The 22,779-nt window shown below is 63.3% G+C and carries 19 protein-coding genes; 8 read left to right on the forward strand and 11 right to left on the reverse strand.

Annotation, left to right across the window (positions count from 1 at the left end):
• Window positions 1–200 precede the first annotated feature (200 nt).
• Window positions 201–2,648 carry a glucan 1,4-alpha-glucosidase gene (locus VNH11_15930; protein HVA47858.1) on the reverse strand — a complete coding sequence of 816 codons (2,448 nt, stop codon included), beginning with the start codon at window positions 2,646–2,648 and terminating at the stop codon, window positions 201–203.
• A 193-nt stretch (window positions 2,649–2,841) separates the two neighbouring features.
• On the opposite strand from VNH11_15930, the gene VNH11_15935 reads away from it, so the two are divergent.
• From VNH11_15935 to rsmA, 5 genes are all read left to right on the forward strand, one after another.
• Window positions 2,842–3,792: a DUF1731 domain-containing protein gene (locus VNH11_15935; protein ID HVA47859.1), complete on the forward strand. Its 951-nt coding sequence runs from the start codon at window positions 2,842–2,844 to the stop codon at window positions 3,790–3,792.
• 96 nt (window positions 3,793–3,888) lie between these two features.
• Window positions 3,889–4,887, forward strand: coding sequence for a phosphatidylserine decarboxylase (locus tag VNH11_15940; GenBank protein HVA47860.1), 999 nt, complete (start codon window positions 3,889–3,891; stop codon window positions 4,885–4,887).
• A gap of 46 nt (window positions 4,888–4,933) precedes the next feature.
• On the forward strand, window positions 4,934–5,806 hold the full coding sequence (pssA, locus tag VNH11_15945; protein ID HVA47861.1) for a CDP-diacylglycerol--serine O-phosphatidyltransferase: 873 nt from the start codon (window positions 4,934–4,936) through the stop codon (window positions 5,804–5,806).
• A gap of 6 nt (window positions 5,807–5,812) precedes the next feature.
• A complete protein-coding gene (locus VNH11_15950; protein ID HVA47862.1) occupies window positions 5,813–6,403 on the forward strand; it encodes a riboflavin synthase in 591 nt (196 codons plus the stop codon).
• Window positions 6,404–7,300, forward strand: a complete 897-nt coding sequence (gene rsmA / locus VNH11_15955; GenBank protein HVA47863.1) for a 16S rRNA (adenine(1518)-N(6)/adenine(1519)-N(6))-dimethyltransferase RsmA — start codon at window positions 6,404–6,406, stop codon at window positions 7,298–7,300.
• A 16-nt stretch (window positions 7,301–7,316) separates the two neighbouring features.
• Here rsmA and VNH11_15960 read toward each other — a convergent pair whose 3' ends face one another.
• The 6 genes from VNH11_15960 to VNH11_15985 all read right to left on the reverse strand — a co-directional run bounded on the left by VNH11_15960 (window position 7,317) and on the right by VNH11_15985 (window position 11,535).
• On the reverse strand, window positions 7,317–8,003 hold the full coding sequence (locus tag VNH11_15960) for a hypothetical protein (protein HVA47864.1): 687 nt from the start codon (window positions 8,001–8,003) through the stop codon (window positions 7,317–7,319).
• Window positions 7,990–8,775: an AAA family ATPase gene (locus tag VNH11_15965; GenBank protein HVA47865.1), complete on the reverse strand. Its 786-nt coding sequence runs from the start codon at window positions 8,773–8,775 to the stop codon at window positions 7,990–7,992. The genes VNH11_15960 and VNH11_15965 overlap by 14 nt, the downstream gene beginning before the upstream one ends.
• Before the next feature lie 643 nt (window positions 8,776–9,418).
• Window positions 9,419–9,604, reverse strand: a complete 186-nt coding sequence (locus VNH11_15970) for a Flp family type IVb pilin (protein HVA47866.1) — start codon at window positions 9,602–9,604, stop codon at window positions 9,419–9,421.
• A gap of 202 nt (window positions 9,605–9,806) precedes the next feature.
• The gene (locus VNH11_15975) at window positions 9,807–10,652 is read right to left on the reverse strand and encodes a mechanosensitive ion channel domain-containing protein (GenBank protein HVA47867.1); all 846 of its coding nucleotides are present in this window, start codon (window positions 10,650–10,652) and stop codon (window positions 9,807–9,809) included.
• 12 nt (window positions 10,653–10,664) lie between these two features.
• Entirely contained in the window at window positions 10,665–10,901 is a 237-nt protein-coding gene (locus VNH11_15980) for a hypothetical protein (protein HVA47868.1), read from the reverse strand.
• A 46-nt stretch (window positions 10,902–10,947) separates the two neighbouring features.
• Entirely contained in the window at window positions 10,948–11,535 is a 588-nt protein-coding gene (locus tag VNH11_15985) for an RNA polymerase sigma factor (protein ID HVA47869.1), read from the reverse strand.
• Window positions 11,536–11,792: 257 nt separating this feature from the next.
• Between VNH11_15985 and VNH11_15990 the strand changes: the two genes are divergently transcribed.
• Entirely contained in the window at window positions 11,793–12,233 is a 441-nt protein-coding gene (locus tag VNH11_15990) for a response regulator (protein HVA47870.1), read from the forward strand.
• Window positions 12,234–12,354: 121 nt separating this feature from the next.
• On the opposite strand, the gene VNH11_15995 is transcribed toward VNH11_15990, so the two are convergent.
• Entirely contained in the window at window positions 12,355–13,293 is a 939-nt protein-coding gene (locus VNH11_15995) for an alpha/beta hydrolase (GenBank protein ID HVA47871.1), read from the reverse strand.
• A gap of 161 nt (window positions 13,294–13,454) precedes the next feature.
• Complete coding sequence (locus VNH11_16000; GenBank protein ID HVA47872.1) at window positions 13,455–15,008, reverse strand: arylsulfatase; 1,554 nt, start codon at window positions 15,006–15,008, stop codon at window positions 13,455–13,457.
• Here VNH11_16000 and VNH11_16005 point away from each other — a divergent pair.
• On the forward strand, window positions 14,986–16,686 hold the full coding sequence (locus VNH11_16005; protein ID HVA47873.1) for a D-aminoacylase: 1,701 nt from the start codon (window positions 14,986–14,988) through the stop codon (window positions 16,684–16,686). The genes VNH11_16000 and VNH11_16005 overlap by 23 nt on opposite strands.
• 78 nt (window positions 16,687–16,764) lie before the next feature.
• Here VNH11_16005 and purH read toward each other — a convergent pair whose 3' ends face one another.
• Both purH and VNH11_16015 read right to left on the reverse strand, forming a co-directional pair.
• Window positions 16,765–18,366 (reverse strand): bifunctional phosphoribosylaminoimidazolecarboxamide formyltransferase/IMP cyclohydrolase, encoded by a 1,602-nt coding sequence (gene purH / locus VNH11_16010; GenBank protein ID HVA47874.1) that lies wholly within the window; start codon window positions 18,364–18,366, stop codon window positions 16,765–16,767.
• Window positions 18,367–18,658: 292 nt separating this feature from the next.
• Window positions 18,659–19,960 (reverse strand): PQQ-binding-like beta-propeller repeat protein, encoded by a 1,302-nt coding sequence (locus tag VNH11_16015; GenBank protein HVA47875.1) that lies wholly within the window; start codon window positions 19,958–19,960, stop codon window positions 18,659–18,661.
• A 203-nt stretch (window positions 19,961–20,163) separates the two neighbouring features.
• Here VNH11_16015 and VNH11_16020 point away from each other — a divergent pair.
• The coding region (locus VNH11_16020; protein ID HVA47876.1) for a hypothetical protein at window positions 20,164–22,779 on the forward strand (2,616 nt) is incomplete at its 3' end.

Genomic DNA, 22,779 nt, shown 5'->3' on the forward strand with positions numbered 1-22,779 from the left:
TGACTTCCGTCGAACGATAGGCTTTGCTCTTGCTCACGGGGACGACCTCCTAAAAACAGGGTTTGGGGTTGGTTAAAACAATAACTCAACCTTAACCCTTTCGAGGCGTCCCCGCTCTTTACCCCTCTATAGCCAACTACGACGATAGCTGCGACCGTTAAACCAATTCGCGGTTTAGATACTACCGGCGAGTACCCGGATCAGACCGCTTCCACCCGCACGCTGAAGTCGACACCTTCCCATTTCGTGGCCGCGGGCCAGTAAAAGGTGAAACGCACCGCCGTGCCCGCCGGCAACTCGGCGGTCGGCAGGTCGGCAACGTGAATCTCCAGGCCCGTGTCGCGCGTGGAAACGTCGTGCGTGGTCTGCCAGTCGTCGCTGCTGAAGTGAATGACGGCCGGCGCCAGCGTCTCGACGCGCAGCGTCTTGCCGGCCGGCAGGCGGCGGCATTTGTGGTTGAATCGCCAGGCAAAATGCGGCGACTCTTGTTTGTGCATCAAATATCGCTCGACCGTCTGGGGCGGCATGTCGAACACTTTGCCGTCGCGCAACGAACGTAACAGCTTGATGTACTCGGAATGCGCCCAGACGAGCGGCATGGCCGACCCGGCCGGCTGGCCGCGAAAGAGCTCATGGTCCGGCACGTCGTGCGAGTCCCAGACCTGTTCGGGCAACAGGCCTCCGCAATTGGCAAAGCGTTCCATCGCCTGCAAGAGACGCTGGGCTTCGTCTCGACGCCCCGCCGCGATCTCATAGTGGGCGCGTTCGCCGGTCAGCAGCGGCCAGGGCCGACCCACGCCCGTGCCGTCGAACGGCGAGCCGTCGTCGTGCTCGCCGTATCCGTCGAGGTTGTAGCGATACCAGCACGGTCCCGAAGGAAGATCGACTTTGAGCACCGCGTCGATGGCCTTCACGGTGTTCATGATGCGAGGGTCGTTGGCGTCGCGCAAGCCGAACCGCACCAGCGCCAAGGCGTCGGGGCTGACCAGGTCGCCGGCCACCTCCAGGGCCTGGTCGCTGGGCCGGTTCTTGACCACGACAAAGCCTTTGACCGGCTTCACGTTTTCCGGCGTGTCGGGAGAAATGCGGATGTAATAACCTTCCACGCCGAGCCGCCGCGAAAGCTCGGTGTCGGCGGCATAGATCCAGTTGTCGAGGTTCGAGTACCAGAGATCGGCCGTCTCGCGAAGATATTCGGCTTCCGCATATTCGCCCTGGTCGTCGGCCAATTCGGCGGCCACCAGCAAGGCGGCGATTTCTGCGGCCAACGTGAACGGGCTGTAGCCGGGGTCTTCTTCCCAGCGGTCCTGCTGCGTCACCGGTCCGTTGCGCACCAGGTAGCCGGCCGCGTGACGCACCATTGGCCAAAGCTTGTCCCGCTCGGCCTCGTCGATCATCTGCTCGCGGTAGGCGAGATCGACCAGCAACACGGGCAAAGCCGCTTCGTCCATTTGGATGCCGTCCCAATAGGGCGTGCCGTCGAGCCACATGTTCTGGCCCCAGTGGCCGTCGGCCTCCTGCGTGACTTGCAGATAGCGGAGCACGCGGCAGGCGACCATTTTCGCGCCGGCCGCCATCAAACCACCGGCCGACTCGACCAGATCGCGCGGCCAGACAAGATGATAGCCGCCCAGATCGTTGTCGCCCTTGGAGAATCCCCAGGGAATCGACAAGCTGGCCACGATTCCGCCCGGAAAGTTCTTGGCTTCGTGCGTGCCGATCATGGCGGTGCTGACGCGATAGACGTTCTGCGCGGAAGGTTCCGCGCGATCGGCGTCGAAGTGGGCGGCGGGGCGTCCGTCGAGGTGTTCGCGGTCGAGCGGCAGCAAGGTGTCTTGCCACTGCCGCCAATGTTGCACGTAGAGGTGCCGGGCGCGGTCGATGCCGTCGAGCACGCTGGCCACGGCCCGGTTGGCGGCCTCATTGACGTTTTGGCCGAAGCCCACCGCCAGCAAGCACTCTCCGTGGCAGTCGGCCAGGTCGATCTGGCCGGTCAAGGCCACGTTGCCGTGTTCGGCACGGTCGAATTGCCACGTCAGCCGCTTGTGCTGCCACAGGTCCTGCCAGCCGTCGGAGACCCCGACAAAGCCCGCCGACCGCGCCAGCCACGGCGCGGAGCAGGCGACCGCCATGCCGATGCCGTTCTGTTCGGCAAACAGCAGCGGTGCTCCCTTGTAGTCACCGACCCAGGCGATGTTATCGCTGCCTTGGTTGGCTAGGTGCGGCGAGATCAGCGCGAACAGTTGGTATTGGTCCAGTTCGCCTTGCTGCGGCTTGAAGCGGATGTGCTGCAACAGCACGGGCCGCTGCGGATCGGCGAGTAGTTCTTTCTCGATGGTGTAGCGGCCTTCGAGGCAATGGTTGATCACGCGATACGCCGGCACGCCCTCGGCCAGGTATTCGACCTGCGAGCGGGTGTGCCGTTTCTCTTCAGAGAAGAAGTCTTGCCCGTCGGTGACGATCAGGCCCAGATCGCGGATGCAGGCCAGATCGACACGGGGATAATAAACTTCGTTGACGATGCCGTGGCTCAGCGTGAACCAGAGCGGGCTGCCGGTGCCCAGGGCGGTGCCCACGCCTTGTTTGGCGCTGGAGGTCCAGCGCGGCGGCAGGCCGGGTCTTCCGGGGGCGGAACGGATTTCGGTCAAGGGGGCCTCTCGCTTCTCGCCTTAGGTTCATCGCGCCGCGTGCCGGGCGCACAAAGCTCCATCCTTTCATAGTTTACCCTGGGCGGAAGTCAAGCTTAGGGAGCATCCTGCGTGGCGTTCCGCGGTCTAGTTAAGGCCGGCATTTGGTTGCGGTTCATAACGAGAAGATCACCGCATCACAAAGGCATGTTCGATGGCAGCTACTTCATCAACCGGCACGGTCGTGATCGCTGGCGGAAGCGGGTTCGTTGGCGTGTCGCTGGCGACACATTTGGCGTCGACCGGCAGGTCGGTCGTGATTCTATCGCGTCGTCCGCCGAAACCGAGCGGGCCGTGGCGGCACGTGAGTTGGGACGCACGTACGCTGGACGATTGGCGCCGCGAACTCGACGGCGCGGCCGGCCTGGTGAATTTGGTGGGGCGTAGCGTCGATTGCATCAAGACTCCCGATCACCAGGACGAGATTCTGCGCTCGCGTGTCGAAGCGACGCGTGCGCTTGGCGCGGCCGTGCGCTCGGTCGACACGCCTCCGCCGGTGTGGGTGCAGATGAGCACCGCGCACATCTACGGCGACCCGCCGCAGGTTGTTTGTGCGGACGATTCGCCCTTCGGCTGCGGATTTGCGCCTTTCGTCGGCCAGGCTTGGGAAGACGAATTCCGTGCGAGCGTGCTGCCGTCACAGCGGCCGGTCGTTTTGCGAACGAGCTTCGTAATCGGCCGCGACCGCGGAGCCGGCGGAGGCGCGCTGGCACGGCTGCGGATGCTCGTGAAGCTCGGTCTTGGCGGGACGGTTGGCTCAGGCAAGCAGGGGATGAGCTGGATTCACGAGACGGATATGAACCGCGTATTTGAACGGGCGCTCGATGGCCCAACCATGAGCGGAGCGTACATCGCGTCGTCGCCGATGCCGGTTTCGCAACAGAACTTCATGCGAGAACTGCGCCGGGCCGTCGGCGTGCCGTTTGGACTGCCGGCGTTTTCATGGATGGCCCGCCTGGGGGCACCGTTGCTGCTGCGGACGGATCCGGAGCTCGCCTTGTATGGACGCTACCTGCTCCCGCGGCGCCTTCAAGACGAGCGATTTGAGTTCCGGTTCCCGGAACTTGGATTGGCGTTGCGTGACCTGGTGGGCCACTCCAGTTGAAAAGAATCGGCCGCGTTGCCGACGTCCTAGAACCTAAGCCGCCGGAAAGAAGACTACAACCTTCCCACCTCTGCCCCTACCCGATACGATGCGAGAATGTCGCATGTCGAGACCTCATTGCAGCGGGCCGCGCCCGAACCCTTGCCGCCGAACATCGCCAGCGTCCAGCCGGGCGGCGGCGTCTGCTATCAGATCGAGCTGCTGTGGGGGCGGTGGCGAAGGTGGTGGCTGCGCAGGTTTCGGCCGGCTTACGTGAGACGTATGGCCGAAACGATGCGCGGCTCGGCTGCCGGCGCGCCGCACGATGTGCTCGACCCGCGAGACCTGAAATACTGCCGCAACCTCTGCACCGCCGAATGGTCGCCGCTAGACGACCCCTTTCGTTGGCGCGAGCGGATTCCCTTTGCTCGCTGGGGACTGGCCGAATTGCCTTTGATGGTCTGTCCGCTTCTGGCCGCGACCGTGGCGCTGGGGCTTTGGGGGTGGTATCTGGCCGTGGCACCGGGCATCGTGCTGGCTTTGATCGTCTGGTTTTTTCGCGATCCGCCCCGTCGCGTGCCCATCGAGGCCGGCCTGATCGTTTCGCCCGCCGACGGCACGATCGCCGAAGTGTCGCGAATGGAGCACGACGATTATCTTGGCGGCCCGGCGGTGAAGATCGGCATCTTTCTGTCGATCTTCAACGTACACATCAACCGGTCGCCGCTGGACTGCCGGGTGATGAAGCTGCGATATGAGCCGGGACTGTTCTTGAATGCGATGAATCCCGACAGCCGCATGTTGAACGAGAACCTGTGGATTGGGTTGGAAGAAGACGCGCCGCCCTACCGGCGGTTGGTGGTGCGGCAGATCGCCGGCCTGTTTGCGCGGCGGATTGTTTGCGACTTGCGGCCGGGCGAAACGATCGCCCGCGGCCATAAATTCGGTATGATCAAGCTTGGTTCGCGGACCGAGCTGATCGTGCCCGACGAAGAGCGGCTGGAAGTGCTGGTGGCGGTCGGGCACAAGGTACGTGCCGGCAGCAGCGTGCTGGCCAGATACAGTTCAACGGAGGGTGGCCTTCCCAGGCTGTCACCTACAGACGAGACGGGCTAGGAAGCCCATCCTCCGTTATGGCGCAACACACACCGAGGAACAACTGATGCACAAAATTCGTACCGTGGCCGTGTTGCCGACGTTGTTCACGCTGGGCAACCTGGTTTGCGGCTTTTTCGCGATTGTCGTCGCGGCGCGGGTCGAGAAACCTTTGACCGCCGAAACGCCCCGCGCGCCGACCATCGGCACCGCAAATCCGGTCAAGGCGTTCAAGGCCCTCGACCCCGAAGACCCGGTCCATAATTGCATGCTCAGCGGCTGGCTGATTTTTCTGGCCATGATCTTCGACGCCCTCGACGGCCACGTCGCTCGGCTGGCCAAGACCACCAGCGACTTCGGAGCGCAACTCGACAGTCTTTGCGACATCGTGACGTTTGGCGTGGCGCCGGCGTTTCTGCTGGTCAAGCTCTGTCCGCTGTTCGAATTCACGCACCACGACATGTTCTGGGTCATCGCCGCCCTGTATGCCGCCTGCGCGGCGATGCGGTTGGCCCGGTTCAACGTCGAGAGCGACGAAGAGGACGACCACTTGCACTTCACCGGGCTGCCCAGTCCGGCCGCCGCGGCCGTGATCGCCAGTTTCGCGATTCTGTTCTACACGTTGCGGAAAGAGACCAACACGCAATGGTACACGCCTCAGTTCGACACGGCCATGCAGTACGCCCTGCCGTTTTTCGCCGTGCTGGTGGCCATCCTGATGGTCTCGCGCATTCCCTATCCGCACGTCGTCAACCAGTTGTTCAGCGGCCAGCACAGCTTTGCCCATCTGGCGATGGTGACCTTGTTCCTGTTTGGCGTGATGCTGGTGCGAGGTTTCGCGGTGCCGTTGATCAGCGTGGTGTTCGTGTTGCAAGGTCCCATCGCCTATCTCTGGCAGGAATTTGTTCAACGGCGGCCGCACAAGGAGCCGCTTTTTTAAGGAATCATGTTTACCGGTCTCATCCAATCGCTCGGTACCATCGTCGAAGTCGTCTCGCAGCCGCCCGGCAAGCGGCTCGTGGTGCGCCCTGACGGACCTATCGGCACGGTACACGTTGGAGACAGCGTGGCGGTCAATGGCTGTTGCCTCACGGTTGTCGAGACGGTGGGCGACAGGTGGGCGTTCGAGGCCGGGCCGGAGACGTTGAGCCGCACGAATCTTGGGGAACTGGTAGAGGGAAGCGTTGTGAACCTGGAGCGCTCGTTGGCCGTCGGCGACCCGCTGGGCGGCCATTTTGTCACCGGGCACATCGACGGCGTCGGCACGGTCGCTCGTCGCTACGATGATCGCGACTGGACCACGATGTGGTTTCGCTGCCCGCCTGATCTAGCGCTTCAGATGGCCTCCAAAGCCTCGATCGCCGTCGATGGCGTGAGCCTGACGCTGGTCGACGTGGAGCCGGAGCAGTTCAGCGTCGCCCTGATACCGCACACCTTGCGCATCACCACCCTAGGCCGACGGCAAACGGGCGACCGCGTGAATCTGGAGACGGACCTGCTGGCGAAGTATGTTCAAAGCCCAAGACCAAAGACCTAAATGTCTTCCGCCCGACAAACGCAGTCCTTTCTCATCCGCCGCTTCGAGCAGGTGGGCATTACGCCCAAGACGCGCCACGGGCAAAACTTCCTGATCGACCTGAACCTGCTCGACGTGCTCTTCGAGGCGGCGCGCATCGGGCCGTGCGACGTGGTGTTGGAAGTCGGCACCGGCACCGGTTCGCTGACGGCGAAACTGGCACGTGCGGCAGCGGCCGTCGTTTCGGTGGAGCTCGATCCGCAGATGCACCAGTTGGCCTCCGAGGAGCTGGTCGATTGCGATAACGTCCTGCTGCTGCGCCGTGATGCGTTGAAGAACAAGAACCATCTCAACCCCGACTTGCTCGCGGCGGTGCGCGAGCGACTTGCGGCGGCGCCCGGCCGGCGGTTCAAGCTGGCGGCGAACCTGCCCTATAACATCGCCACGCCGATCATCAGCAATCTGCTGGCCTGCGACCTGCCGCCGGCCACGATGACCGTTACGATTCAGAAAGAGTTGGGCGACCGCATCGTGGCCCGACCGAGCACGAAAGACTACGGGGCGTTGAGTGTCTGGATGCAGGCGCAGTGCGAGGTCGAGATCGTGCGGGTGATGCCGCCCACCGCCTTCTGGCCGCGGCCGAAAGTGTACTCCGCGATCGTGCAGATCCGCCTCAGGCAAGATTGGCGGGACCGCATTCCTGACCTCGACTTTTTTCACTCGTTCGCGCGAGCGATGTTCTTTCACCGCCGGAAGTTCTTGCGCAGCGTCATCCTGAGCGGCTATAAAGGGCGGCTCGACAAACCGCAGGTCGACGCGATCATGGCCGAGCTTGGCTTCGGCGAGACGACACGGGCGGAGCAGCTCGACGTAGCCGCGATGCTGCGGCTTTGCGAGGCGGTCCGGGGACGGCTGTAGCCGATGCTCGCAGGGGCTATTTGTTCTTCTTCGATCGAATGACAGCCTCGAGGCGCATAATGTGTCGCTTTATGGCTTGTTTGAGGACGAAACAAAACGGTTCCAGGATCCCGGGAGCCTGCTCCGCACGCTCCAGTTGCCTCAGTCTCTTTTTTGCGGAGTGGAGGTCAAGCGAGGCGGGCCCTCTCCCGCGGACCTCCAATGTCGCGTCGATCGCCTCCTTTCGGTATTGGTCCAGAAGTCTGTGGCCAAGTCCCAGTTTTTGAATCGTCAGCTCCGCGGCTTCATCGTTATCGCCCGCGGCGAAAATCCTCCCCGTCAAACGGAAGGCAAAACGCGATTCACAACCGCGTGAACGAGGCGAGACGAACAAATGCTGCTCTGCAAGCGAGGGCCAGTTCCTTTTCTTCACGGCGCCGAAATCCGCGTGTGCGCCAGGGCCAGGATAGCACGCGACCATGTTCCTGTAGGTAATGTCTTGACCGGCTGCGCAATGCTCTTGCGGGATGAGATGCTCGACGTGCGAGGTTTGCTCGTGAATGCGGATCCCGGTATAGGCGCAGAGCCCGCGCTGCTCGTCCACGAGCGCTTGCTTGAGGACGCCCCGTATCTCCGCAGACAGGTTGTTGTATCCCATGCCCGGAGTCTTGAGTTTCCATTCCGTGAAAACCGGGGGCTCGTCGCCGCCGCTAATCTCCCGCATCCGCCAGCGCCTCCAGGTTGTTGATCGTCGCTTCGAGGCGCGTGCTGTCGCGGGTTGTGCCCCGCTGGATTCGTTTCAATACTTGGAGTCGCGAACGCGCCAATTCAAGATCGCCGATTTCCAATGCCTCCTCGATCGCATCGATTGCGTCTCGACTGTCTCGACTGCGCGACTCCGCGCCCATGACTTCTTCGAGCACCGCATTGGAATCCAAGCCGAAAGAATGGGCAGGGTGCTCGCCCGTGTGCGACTCGTCCAGCAGACGAATCTCTTCCGGCAGGACTTCGCCGATCACCTGTGGTGAGTGTGAGGTACAAAGAAATTGAATCTGTGGAAACGTCCGTTTCAGGTCGGAGGCCACGCGCCGCTGCCAGCGTGGGTGGAGGTGAACGTCGAGTTCGTCGATCAGCACCACACCCGGCGTTTGCGCCAAAGCGCGCGGCAAGGGTTCATCTTCGGCGGTCAGCACGTCCGGCGGAACGAGGAAGTTGTTTTGAGTGACGGTCTTGATGGCAATGTCGGCGACCAGCGCCAACATCATGCGCTGTCCCGCACTCAAATTGCCAAAGGGCTGCGCGCGGCCGGAAATCGAGAGCACGATCTCTTGACGGTCGCCGTCGTACCACATGCCATCGGCTCCAGGAACGCAGCGCAAGACCGCGCGGCGCACGATCTCGTAGCCGGGACGAAAGCGGCCTCCGCGATTGACCGCCGCGATCGCCTCGTCGCGAAACCATCCGGCCAGATCCGTAAGACGAATGCGTTCGTTCAAGCAGTCGTAAAAAGCCGCCCAGCGACGAGCGATCCCGCTCGACCTGGCCTTCGCCTTGCTGCGTTCATGATGTGGCAACCAAGCGCGTCCGGCGCCGTAGTAGGCCAGGACGGGAAGCAGCACGTCTTCGTTGGCCTTGGCCCGATCAAGGGCCGCGCGAATGACCTCCAGCGCTTCCTGGGCATCGGCGTTGCTGGTACGTCGGCCGCCGGGATTGATTTTCCGGGTCCAGCAGACGCCGTCCCGGTCTTCGATGCGTCCACACGCCTTGACCAAAACCCCCGTCGCCGCTTCCTGGAAAAGCGTGCGGTCTCCCCGACGTATCGGCTCGAGGCGGATTTCCGAGTCGTAGATCGGTCGACCACTGTTGGCCAACGTTGAATCGGGCGGTTCGACGAGCCAGATGCCCAAAGCAACGGCTAACGCATCCAAAACGCTCGTTTTCCCCGACCCATTGTCACCCACCAAAAGCGTGAACGAGGGGTGCAACTCGAAGCGTTGCAGCGAAAACTTTTTGAAGTTCTGGACTTCGAGTGTAAGAACCTTCATCGCTGTCCGTGCTACACCTCAAGACTGCCGGCATTCGAAGCTCTCGATCGCAGTCAAATTCTACGATCATTTCCGCTCCCCGAAAAGGCAACCATCACGACCCGCCACCAAACCCGGCCGAATTGAGGTTGGAGTTGATGCCGCCCCACCAGCCGCCCGCCTGTCCGCCCACGGCGCCGATGGCCGACATCACGGCAATCAGGATCAAGGCCAACATCACCGCGTATTCAACGGCGGTGGCGGCTTCCGCATCTCGCAGAAATCGGCGCCAAAATGCCATGTTTGGGCTGCGGACCGGAAAGTCCGAAATAAAGGTCGCGTTGTCGGGCTGGCGGCCACGGCGGCCGGAAATGTGCCTGTAGAAGTTGCCAGCTTTACTGAAAACGTAGCTTGAAATCCGGAAAAGTCAAAAAAACCAACGGCACGGAACTCGCTTTTCGCGAGCCCGTGCCGCCTGGCCTCAGTACCCCAATTCGGTCGTGTTATCGCACGGCTTCGTTCAGCATTTTCGTGTTGGGAATGCTGTGCCGGTTGAGCAGCCCCTCTTCTTCCGTTTCGATCACTGTGGCCACTGGCCCGACTTCGCGGATCGTCCCTTCCAGGCTGCCCACGTGAATGCGGTCTCCCGCGTGCATCCGCTGCCGCAAGTAATAGCCGGCCAGAATGCCCGCCATCACGTCGCGTCCGCCCAGGCCGAACGCCAGTCCGCAGCCCAAGGCCAGTCCGGCGGCGGCCAACAGGATCAGCTCTTTGAGAATGCCGAACTCGATGCGAAGCTGGTCGAAGGCCCCGATGAACGTCATCAGTGCCAGCACGTAATAGACGCCGTCGGCCAGCGTTTCGGCGTAGCTGATGCCGACGCGGTCGGCACCGGTCGCCACGACACCCCGCAAGAAACCGGCCACCAGCAGTCCCACGACCACCACCACCGTCGCCACCAGCAACCTGGGAATGTACGCCACAATCTGCTCCATCGCGGCCGACACGGCGTCGAGACCCAGGATGTTGAATCCCGCGGCCAAGAACACGCACATTGTCAGCCAGAAGATGATTTGCCCGATGATCGCGGGCACGCTCTTGGTGATGCCCACCTGTTTCATGGAGTTGGCCAGCCCGCTGCGCTCGGCGGCGGTTTGCAGGCCGAGCGATTGGACCAGGGCGACCGTGAACTTATCGAGCATGCGGGCCACGATATAACCGACGACGATCACCGCCAACATCGCCGCCACGTGCGGCAAAAGCCCGACGATGTCGCCGAAGGCCCGGTTGAAACTGACCCGCAACGCCTCTTGCCAAGTATCGACGTTCTGCATGGAAAATCCCGACATGGTATCTCTCCGTTAATCCTGAGTTTTGGTTGGCGTCGGCGGGAACGAACCCGACGACGTGTAAAGGGCGGCGGCCGCCAGCGCCCGTGCGAACTCCGCCAGGGCCCAAGGCAGCGCCACTGCGACAAACTCGACCAGTTGCCCCACGACGAGCGTCCGGTTCAGCCGCTGATGCACCGAGCGGTCGAACTCGTCCGGCGGCGGCGGAACGGCCGTGCCGGCCAGTTGCTCAAGCAGATCGTGGTCCATCGTGTTTGTCCTTCCTTAACGTTGGTTGCCGGCCGTGGCCGGCGCGTCACACTTCGGGCGAGAATTCGCGCTGAATTTTTTCTTTGGCCCGGCTGACTCGCATCTTGCAGGCCGCCGCCGACAGGCCGAACATCTCGGCCAACTCTTCATAGCTGTAGCTCTCGCAATACTTGAGAATCACCAGCGCACGGTCTTCTTCGTCGAGTTGGTCGAGCATCTGATCGAGATCGAGCGACAAGCCCGGCTCCGGCGATTCGACGAGCGTCTGCGAGTTCCGGGCCGCGGCGGCCTCGTGGCGCTGGCGCCGGCCTCGGCTGCGGCGCAGCATCAGGCAGGTCCGTACCGCGACGCCGTGGACCCAGGTCGAATACTTCGAGCGACCGTCGAATTTGTTCCGCCCGGTAAACAGCCGCACGAAGACTTCTTGGGCCGCGTCTTGCGCATCGTCGGCATGGCCCAGCAGACGATAGCAGATGCGCCACACGCGCTCGCGGTAACGGCCGAGCAACTCCACAAAGGCCGGCCCGTCCGATCCTTCACGGGCAGCCTCTGCGGCGAGTGTTTCGTCGCTTTGTTCGGTGAGTTTCGACACCGGGTGTTCGCATTGGGTGCGCGGATCGGTCAGCCAGAACATCTTGTCCCATAGGTTAGTTGCCGGCCGGCGACCTGGCGTAACTGCGCCGGCCGGACAGCAGCAGCCCCTGGGAATCGTAGGGCGAGGGCCGGCAAACGTCCATTTTCGAGGGACCCAGGCCCACTGTCATAACCGGCACAAAGTGAATCGTGGCGAGGGGCCGCACCCACCCGATGCGGTTGGAAAACGCGAACTAGGTTTAAGCTGTGGAAAGAAAGACCGTGCGAGAACCACGCTATTCAGGAGTTGGCGAGACCATGCACCATACCATTGCGCGTAAGTTGAATCTGTTGCTCGTGGACGACGATCCCAGCATCGTCCGGCTGCTGACGCACATCGTCGAGCGGCGGCTGGGCGACAAGCTGAGCGTTTGCGGCCTGACGGACGCCGCCGAGGCGATCGACTGGCTGGAACGCAACTGCTGCGACATTCTCGTATCGGACATCAACATGCCCGACGTCGACGGCCTGGAAATGCTGCGGCACGCCAAGCAACGCAACGCCTGGACGCAGGTGATTTTCATCACGGCGCACTCGACCTGGGAAAAGCTCACCGAGGCGGTGGAGTATGGGGCCAGCGACTACCTGCTCAAGCCGATCGACCAGGACGATTTCGTTTCGCTGCTCAGCCAGCAGTACGTGCGTTGTGCGCGGTGGCAATCGGCCGTGCTGGGCACGCTGGAAGCGGCCGTCGAGTAGCGGCGTCAGGCGTCAGGCGCCAGGCGTCAGGTAAAGGTCAAATCAAATGTTTCTGAACCCTGAACCCTGAACCCTTCGTCGGTGGGCCGGCGCCCGCAAGCTCGCTGGTCCCACCCTACGGTTACTTGGCGTCCGTCACGCCCAAGTGCTTCTTGAGGAAGTCGAACATGTCGGCCGGGCCGCTTGGCTTGGGGTTTTTGCCGCCGTCGGTGTTGACGAACACATTTTCGATTCCCAGCTCATCCATCCGCTTCTTGAGCATGCGGCCGAAGTTGGGGTGGTGGATGCCCTGGCCGGGCTTGGCGTCGTCGGGCAAAGGGCCGTCCGGCTCGTTGTAAATCATGAACACCGGCGGATCGTCCTTGGTCAGCCAGGTGATGGCCGCCGATTCGTCGTAGAGTCGCTGCACGGCGGGCGTCGGGTGCAGCGCTTCGTCGGCGCTGTTGAGACCGTAAATCTTGACCATCGAAGGATGCTCCCAGGTACGGCCGCCGACCAACTCGCGGATCTTGATCGGGTCGTAGGTCGGCTGGCCGCCCATGCTGCCGATGGCCGAGATGCGACTTGACTGGCGGAGCACAGGGTCGGGACTCTTCGGATCGGCGAGGTCGTCGTGAAAGCCAATCCACAACGAGATGCCGGCCCCGGCCGAGCCGCCGAAGCAGGCGATTCGCTTGGCGTCGATGTTCCACTCGCCGGCCTTCGAGCGCAAGAACTGCACGGCCCGTGCGCCGTCGAGTTGGGGCGCGGGAAAGAGTACATCCTTGCCGTCGACAAAGCGGTAGTTGATCGAGGCAAAGTGGATGCCCAACTTCTTCATGGCCTGCAGCATGGCGGCGTTGAGTCCTTCCCGTTTGTCGCCGGCCACAAATCCGCCGCCGTGAATGTGAATCAGCAGCGGCGCGGGTTGATCGCTGTCGGCTTGATAGAAGTCGAGCACATTGCGCTCGGCCGGCCCGTAAGAAACATCGGCGTAAGTGGGCTCGATTTGCGGTTGCGGGGCGCACGCGGAGGCCTGCGCGATCAGCAGGACGGCACACGCGCGGAAGGGGCGGATCATAGCGAGGGTTCAGGATTCAGGGGAAATTGCAAATTGCGAATTGCAAATTGGCAATTGGAAGCAAGGCGTGGAGCAGAAGACAAAACACCCAAGACCAAAGTCCAGAGAGCTGAATCCAAAATCCGCAATCCAAAATCCAAAATCCAAAATCGTCATATCGCTCATCGCTGATCGCCGAACTGCTTCCGATAGAGTTCTTTGAACGGGTTGACCTTTTTCGCTGCGGCCTTGTACGCGTCTTCGTTGACGAGGCAGGGAAGCACTTCCTCCCACCAGCGGTCGTAGGCCGTGGCAAGCTCGTTGACGACGGCCGGTTGTTGCTCGGCCAGGTCCGTCGTCTCGGAAGGATCGGACTTCAAATCGTAAAGCGTCCATTGTTCTCCCTGTCGGACCATCAAATACTGCCGCCAGCGCACGCTGCACGGACCAAACTTTTCGGGCGCGGCGCCTGCTTTCCAGCGGCCCACGTGCGTGAAGAGCATGCGGTCGTCGTGCCAGACCGCGGCCGGGTGTTCCAACAGCGGCACCAGACTGAATCCGTCGAGCCGCCTGGCCAGATAGTCGGGCAGCGTCGCGCCCGCCAACTCGGCAAATGTCGGAAAGAGATCGAGGTGGGCCGTCAAAGCCGTGACCGCGGCGGGCCGCAACGTTCCCGGCCACCGCCAGAGCGACATGGCCCGCGCGCCGCCATTGCGTGCCGTCCCTTTCCGGCCCCGCATGCCGGCGTTGAACAAGTCGCAGCCGGCGGTGCCGCCGTTATCGTTCATGAAAATCACCAGCGTCTCTCGCTCGATTCCCCATTCGCCGAGCCTGGCCAACAGCTTGCCGACGTTCTCGTCGAGGTTGGTCACCATGCCGAGGAACCTGGCGACTTCCGGCCGGGTGCCCTTTCCGGCGTAAATCTGCTCGTACTGCGGCGGCACGTCCAGCGGGGCGTGCGGGGCGTTCGTCGGAATGTAGCAGAAAAACGGGGCGGCGCCCTTGGTGTTCTCGATCCATTTTGACGCTTGCCAAAAAAAGACGTCGGTGCAGTAGCCGCTGGTCTTCTCGAAGATGCCGTTGTGCAAGATCACGGGGTTGAAGTAACTGTTGTTGGGCGCGTCGCCGCAGGTGCCTTCATAGCTCTGGCCGATGCCGCCCGCACCGTGGATAAACGTCTCCTCAAATCCGCGGCGGCCCGGTTGATAGGGCGGTTCGTCGCCCAGGTGCCACTTGCCGAAGATGCCCGTGCGATAGCCGGCGGCCCGCAACACCTGGGCGATGGTCGTGGCTTGCAGGTTCAACCGCTCGCGTTCGAGAATGGTATGCGTCACGCCGTTTTTGAACTCATGGCGGCCCGTCATCAGCGAGGCCCGCGTCGGCGCGCAGGTCGGGCTGACGTGAAAGTCCTCGAACCGCACGCTTTCGTCGTGCATCCGGTCGAGGTTGGGCGTGCGGACCACCGCGTTGCCGTTGCGGCCCAGGTCGCCATAGCCTTGGTCGTCGCTGACAATCAGAATGATGTTGGGGCGACGGCCGGCGATGTCGGCGAAGGCCGGACCGGTGCAGGTCGTGGCCACCGCTGCAAGAAGGCAGGTGAAGCGACAGAGCCAAACCAAGCGATTACGATAGATGGAGATCATGCCGCCAATTGTAACTATCGCCGGGCGGTTCGTCACCGCGCTGGCCGTAAAACTGGACGGGAACCAACCCATGCTCCGCTCGTCATTCGCCATTCTTGTCATTATTCCTTTGCTCCTGCCCGGCATCACGCCCGCCAAGGAGTCTGAAAAGTACGACGTGATAATCCGTCACGGAACGGTCTACGACGGCCTCGGCGGCGAGCCGCTCACGAGCGACGTGGCCATCACCGGCGACACGATCAAGAAGATCGGCAATTTGACCGATGCCAAGGCAACTCTCGACATCGACGCCCGCGGGCTGGCCGTCGCTCCCGGCTTCATCAACATGCTGAGCTGGGCCACCGAGGCGTTGTTGATCGACGGCCGGTCGCAAAGCGACCTCCGGCAAGGCGTCACGCTGGAGGTGTTCGGCGAAGGCTGGTCGATGGGTCCGCTCAACGCCGGCATGAAGGCCGACGCCAGGCGGTCGCAAGGCGACCTGAAGTTCGACATCCCCTGGACCACGCTGGCCCAGTATCTCGAGCATCTCGAGCGCCGCGGCGTCTCGTGCAACGTCGCCTCGTTCGTCGGGGCCACGACGGTCCGCATTCACGAGCTGGGCTACGCCGACCGCAAACCAACTTCCAGCGAGTTGGCCCGCATGTGCGAGCTGGTGCGGCAAGAAATGAAAGCCGGCGCGATGGGCGTCGGTTCGTCGCTGATCTACGCTCCCGCCTTCTACGCCGACACCAACGAGTTGATCGCCCTGTGCAAGGCCGCGGCTGAATTCGACGGACTTTACGCGTCGCACATCCGCAGCGAAGGGAATCAACTCCTGGAATCGGTCGACGAGTTTTTGAAGATCGCCCGCGAGGCCAACATCCGGGCAGAGATTTACCACCTCAAGGCCGCCGGCGAACCGAACTGGCCCAAGCTCGACAAAGTGACCGCCAAGGTCAACCGGGCACGCGCCGACGGGCTGGAGATCACCGCCGACATCTATACCTACACGGCCGGCGGCACGGGCTTGAACGCCACGATGCCGCCCTGGGTGCAAGAGGGCGGGCTGCAAAAGTGGATCGAGCGGCTGCGCGATTCGAGCACGCGTGCCCGCGTGGTGAAGGAAATGAAAACCCATACCGACGCCTGGGAGAACCTGTTGTTGGCCGCCGGCTCGCCCGACCGCGTGCTGTTGGTCGGTTTCAAGAGCGAGCGGCTGAAGCCGCTGGCGGGCAAAACGCTGGCCGCGGTGGCCGCCGAGCGGGGCACGTCGCCCGAAGAAACCGCCATCGACCTGGTGATCGAAGACGGCAGTCGCGTGGAGGCGATCTATTTTTTCATGAGCGAAGCCGAGGTCCGCAAGAAGCTCGCTCTGCCCTGGGTCAGCTTTTGTTCCGATGCTTCCTCGCAGTCCGCCGAGGGCGTGTTTCTGAAACTGCATCCGCACCCGCGGACCTACGGCAGCTTCGCCCGGCTCTTGGGCAAATACGTCCGCGAGGAGCAGGTGATCCCGCTGGCCGAGGCGGTCCGCCGCTTAACGTCGTTTCCGGCCCAGAACCTTCGCCTGACCAACCGCGGGCGGCTGACACCCGGCTACCTGGCCGACGTGGTGGTTTTCGATCCGGCCACGATCATCGATCACGCGACCTACGAGAAGCCGCAGCAATACGCGACCGGCATGAAGCACGTGTTCGTCAACGGCCGGCAGGTGCTGCGCGACGGCGAGCACACCGGCGCCACGCCCGGCCGGTTCGTGCGCGGACCGGGCTACAACGCAACTCGGGCGGACTAATCCATTCGAGGGGCGTTCTGCTAATGCGGAAACGTCGTATCGAGTGAGATCACCTCGATCACGGCCGGCGGTGAAAAGCTAATGCTTGAAATGCCGCCGGCCGGTGAAGACCATCGCCATGCCGTGCTTGTCGCAGGCGGCAATCACCTCGCCGTCGTTTCGCGAGCCGCCGGGTTGGATGACGGCGGTAATGCCCGACGCCGCAGCCGCGGCAATGGAATCGGCGAAGGGAAAGAAGGCGTCGGAGGCCAACACGGCGCCACGGGCCTTTTCGCCCGACTTTCGCAAGGCGATCTCGACCGAATCGACGCGGCTCATCTGGCCGGCACCGACGCCCAACAGCGTTTCGCCCTGGCTGACCACGATGGCGTTCGACTTGACGTGCCGCACGATCGCCCAGGCAAAACACAACTCTTGCCGCTCGGCCTCGGTTGGAAGGCGGCGCGTGACGGCTTTCCATTCATCTGGCGGATCGGCCCGCACGTCGGCCTCTTGCACCAGCAGGCCGCCGGCCAGCCGCCGAAAGTCCCAACGCGGCGTTTCCCGTTCCAACGGACCAACCTCCATCAGGCGCACATTCGCCTTCCACTTGGGCCGCGTGGTGAGAATCTCGATGGCTGCCGGCGAAAAACCGGGAGCGACGATCGCTTCGACAAAGCGGCCCGGTTCGGCCAGCACTTCGGCCGACGGCCCATCGAGTTCCCGGTTGAAGCCGAGCACCGAGCCAAACGCGCTGAGAGGATCGCCGTCGAGTGCCCGACGTGTGGCAGCCGACAATTCGTCCGCCATCGCCGCGCCGCAAGGGTTGTTGTGCTTGATGACCACCACGGCCGGCTTCGACAACGGACGGACGATCGCCAAGGCGCTGTCGAGATCGAGCAGGTTGTTGTAGGAAAGCTCCTTGCCGTGCCGTTGTCGGGCGGAGACAAGATTCGCCGCCGCCACTGCCGGTTCGGCATACAGGGCCGCGTGTTGGTGCGGGTTTTCGCCGTAGCGGAGCACTTCTTTGCGGGCCCATTCGAAACGCCAGGTCGGCGGAAACACCTCGTCGGCGGTTGCAGTGCGAGCAAAATAGTCGGCCACGGTCCGATCGTATTGGGCCGTGTGTTCGAATGCGGCGCCGGCCAGGCGGCGTCGCAAGTCGAATGTGGTGCGGCGATCGGAAGCAACCTGCTCCAGCACCGACGCGTATTGATCGGGGCTGGTCACGACCGTGACAAAGGCGTGGTTCTTGGCCGCGGCCCGCACCAGCGAGGGGCCGCCGATATCGATTTGCTCGATGGCCTCTTCGTCGGTCACGTCGGGCCGGGCAATGGTGGCCGCAAACGGATAAAGGTGTACCACGACCAACTCGAACGTTTTGATGCCGTGCTGGCGAAGCGCTTCCAGATCGTCGGCGCGGTCGCGCCGGCAGAGGATGCCGCCGTGGATTTTGGGGTGCAGCGTTTTCACCCGCCCGTCGAGCATCTCCGGAAACCCGGTGTACGCCGCCACGTCGAAGACCTTCAGTCCTTGCTCTTCGAGAAAGGCGCGGGTGCCTCCGGTGCTATACAACTCGACGCCCGCGGCCGCCAGTCCGCGAGCAAAATCCGCCAGTCGCTGCTTGTCGCTGACGCTGATCAGCGCTCGCTCGATACGGGGCGACTCCATGTCGGATGGGTTTTCCTGGTGGGTTTTCATTGGGCGTTGGGATGGTGGCTGGGGCAGAGCTTGGCCAGGACCGGCCCTGTTTGAGGACACGCTCTGCGGCCAAGCTCTCCCCCAGCCACCACCAGGCGTCAGGCGTCAGGCGTGAGGCGTCAGGGGTTGGGCGTCAGGTGTCAGGCGTCAGGTGTCAGGCGTCAGGGGTTGGGCGTCAGGCAAAGGTCAATTCAAATGTTTCTGAACCCTGAACCCTGAACCCTGAACCCTGAACCCTGAACCCTGAACCCTTCCTCGGTGGTCCGGCGCTCGCAAGCTCGCTGGTCCCACCCTACTTGTCTTCTTTCTCGTCGTCCGGATCGTCCTTCGTTTTGTCTTCGACGCCGAACGGATCGGGCCCTTCGTCGGCGGCCGGCTTCTTGCCCTTCGCCTCCTCGCCCTCACCCTTGGCCTTGCCTTCGCTCTTCTCGGCGTCTTTCACCGCGACCAGCGCGTGCCAGGCCGGTTGTTTGAGGCCGATTTCTCGCAAGCATTGCACCAACCCCGTCGCCGTGGCCAGATAGATGCGGTCGTTCTCGCGGTTGAAGACCTTGATCGTCAGGCCCTCCGTCGAGATCATGCCCTGGCGCGTGCCGGTCTTGGCGTTCAGAATCAGCAAGCGTCCGGCGGCGTCGGCCGTGTAGAGCCGGGTCGGGCTGGCCGAAACAAACTGGAATACGCCCGGCACCGCCCACAACTCCTGGCCCGTCTGCGGATCGAGCTTATACAGCCCGCCCGTTTCCGGAATGGCGTAGACGCCGTCGTCGGTGGCCATCGGAGTTTCGGCAATCGGATTGCCGATCGAAAACTGCCAGCGGGCCGTCCCCTTGTCCTCGCGCAGGGCATAAACGTAGCCGTCTCGCGAGGTGGCATAGACGTAGGGCGGGCGGTACATCAGCCCGCCCACCGCGCCTCTCGCTTTGAAGCGATAGATCGCCAGCAGGTCGTCGGGCTTGACGGCATAGATGTTGCCCGCGTCGGTTCCCCAAACGATGTTCTCCCGCGTGACGACGGGAGGCGAGAACGTGACGCCCTTGCCCCTGTAGTTCAAAGCGTTGTCGTTCAGCTTTTGCTCCAGGGGCGATTCGTCCTTGCGATTGGGGTCCGGCAGGCGGAAGGTGGTGATCATGCCGCTGACCAGCGGCACATAGACGCGTTCGTTGCTGATGGCCGGGCCGGCGATGGGCACGCTCTGCAACTTTCTCGACCACAACACGCGTCCGGTGGGGCGGTCGAAGAGGAACAGCTCGCCGCCGCTGGTCGAAGCGACGTACTTCTCGTTGGCGGTGGGCGCGGAGGTGACCGAACCGGGCCGGCCTATGTGGCCGATCCAGAGCGTTTCCCGCGTTTCCGCGTCGAGCACGTGAATTGCGGCCTGATCGGTCTGCGCCAGCAAGAGTCCGGACTCCAGCCGGAGATTGACGAGACGTCCGCGGGACGGGTCGAGCTCGATGCGCGTGGCCCAGGCGCGTTGCAGTCCATAAAGCTGGGCGGTTTCCTGCGGCACCACCTTGCCCACTGGGCGGGCCGCCTCGGCCGAGTTTGTGGCACAAAACAAGGCGACGGCCATCAGGCCGGCGATCGAACGGGCCATATTCCGAGTTCTCCGGTTGCGTTGGCAATAGCGAAGGGCGAGCATCCCTTTTATGATAGCCAGAACAGGCGGCAGACGCATGTGAATTTTCGCACGACCCGATTTGGGGACCTATTAACCGACCCGCCGACGCGGCGGGCCAGAGGCAGTAAAGCGTGTCATCGAGGGATCCGCAAGACTGGGGCCCGGACGCCCAAACGGCGATGGTTGAAATCCTAGGATACCTCAATCTATCGGCCGGCGCGGGCGATGCGCGCTTTGAGCGCAACCTGAACCTGGCGGCCAGCCTGGTCGCGCAAGGTCCGCTCGACGTACCCCGTTGGCAGGCCGTCGGGGAACTGCTGGCCGATCGTTTGGCCGCCGTGCGAGGCACGTCCGCCGCCTTCGGCAACGTGCAGCAGGCCGAAGCCGTGATCGAACTGGCCTTCGACCGCGTGCCTGACGCCTATCTGGCCTTCCACCGCGACCTGTTGCGGCACCAATCGCCGCACAACCTGTTTCGGCCCTTCTTTCTGGCCCGCGTTTGCGAGGCCGTGCTTCAGCAGGGAGCACCTTGGGACGAACGCGAGCGGATCGTGCCGGGGGCGATCAAGCAGCTCAATTCGTTCATCGGCCATCGCCCCGTGGCGGTGCTGCGATCGCCGCAGCAGGTCGAGCCTTATGAGCACGAATGGGTTTCGCCGGCGCCGCTTTATATTCGCGGGGCCGGCGTGGGCACGGGCGACTATCAGGAGTTGGTCGAACAGGCGCTGGCCATCCTCGAAAGCACCGACGCCGACATTCTGGAAGACGCCTATTTCAGCCCCGAGCTGCTCGATGAGTTGGCCTTCGACCCGCGGGCCTACGACTTCGACCACCCCGTCAACAAGCGGCCCAACTACCAGTTCGGCCAGTGGGACCCGCACCGCATCGACTCGCACGGCCGATACCGGCGGTTCGTCGTGCGGGAAATCGCGCTCGACGCTCTGCGGCAGCGGCTCGACTCGCCCGGCGAGCTGGCCCGTGAAGACGTGCTGTTCGAGGGCGCCGCCGTGCTGGCCGGCACCATCCTGATGGCCTCCGGCGTGAGCGGCCGCGGACCCGAAACCCACGATTCGAGCGTCACTCTGGCCAAGCTGGTGCCGCGCATCGCCGCCTATCGCGATGAGTTCTATCGCCGTTTGCTGGCGAAAGTGTCGGGCCCGCGGGGCGACCGTTTGCGTGAGGAAGCCGATCAGCGGCACCAACCGCTGGCCGGGGCCAGACAGCACCTCAACCAGTGCCTCGCGCGATTGCGTGCCGTGCAGTTGCAACACGTCCATCTGGCACAAATCTTTGCCCGCATGGGATACCCCGAAGCCAGCACGCGGCAGGCCGAGATCGTGGCCGTTCCGTCCGCCCGGCTGCTGTGCGAGATGAGCGGCCGCTTGACCGCCGGGCACCATGCGCTCGACCGCGGCGACATCGCCACGGCGGCGGCCCTCATTCCGCAAATCGAAGACATCTTGTCGCGGGCCATCGAGTGTGGGGCGTTGGTCGATCCCTGGAACATCCTCGGCTTTCAAGGGCAGTTCAGCCTGTTTCCGGCGATCGAGAACAGCGTCCACGACCACCGCGTCGACGTGCTGGTGCAGCTCGTGCGGCAGATCTTCGACTTGCAGGCCCGCACCTGGGGTGAGGCCGCCGCGCGGGGCGAAACCGAGCTTGCCCAGCAGATGGCGTCTCGGCTGAAAAAACTCTCGCGCTGGTGGGACCGCTTCGCCACCTTGGAAGTCAGCGGCATCGAACACGTTTCGGGCCGCGAAGCCTTCGAGTCGGCCGAGCACGTGGCCGCGGCCCTGGCCGGCTGGCGGACCGCCGGCGCCGCGGCCGGCGACATCGCGTTTTGGCGGGCACAGGTCGGCAACTTCGACTCGCCCAAGGGCTACGCGCTGGTGGTCGCGCCGCTGTTGGACCAATCGGACCTGATCGCCTCGATGGCCCTGTTGATGCAGTGGGTCGGACGCGCCGAGCAGGTCGCCTTGGCCGAAGGCGATCACTCCTTCCACGACCTGGCCGTGCGCTGGTTCAGCCTGGCCGGCCGCGGCCCGTCGCGCGAGGGCGAGACGGCGGCGAGCGGCTGGCGGTTGGCCAAAAAGTTTCTCGACTACCTGGAAGCCAACGCCGAACAGTTTTGGGAAGTGCCCGAACTCGATCTCCTCGCCGGCCGCAACCAGGCCCACGACGACGAATTGGCCTTGGACGAGGATGAGGGCCAAAAGAGCCTGTTCGACGCGGCCTATGACGAGATGACGTATCGCGACAGCACCGACGACGGCTTCGACTCGGCGATGCTTGAAGGCCAGGGTCCGGCGACCGACTTCGAGCTCGACGCCGAAGCCGATCGCATCGGCAAGCGGCTGGAGTTCTTGATCACGGTTGCCCGGCTGTGGAAGCGCGCGGCAACCATCGCCTTGTCCAGCGAAAAAGCGAGCGAAAAAGGTGTCAGGAACCTTTTTACGAAACAGCCGCGAGGAATGGCACATAAGCTTCCTGACGCCTTTTTCGCGGCGGCGGAGGAAACGCGCGACGCGCTGAGCGGTTGGTGCGCGCGTGCCCGCCAGAACCGCCGCCGGCTGCAGGAACTGTTGTCGGCCGTGCATCGCTTTGCCCTGCCGGCTCCGGCGGGGACGCACGAATCGCTGGTCGAATACGATCGTCGCCGGATCCTCAAAGAAACGCTGCTGGCGAAAATCGTGATCGCCTCGGCCGAAACGGCTTCGGTCGAGCTGTGGCTTTCGGCCGCGCTCGACGCCACGCCCGACGAGAGCGAGTTGCCCGCCTGGGAACGGGCGGCCATC

Source organism: Pirellulales bacterium (assembly GCA_035533075.1).
GTDB lineage: Bacteria > Planctomycetota > Planctomycetia > Pirellulales > JAICIG01 > DASSFG01.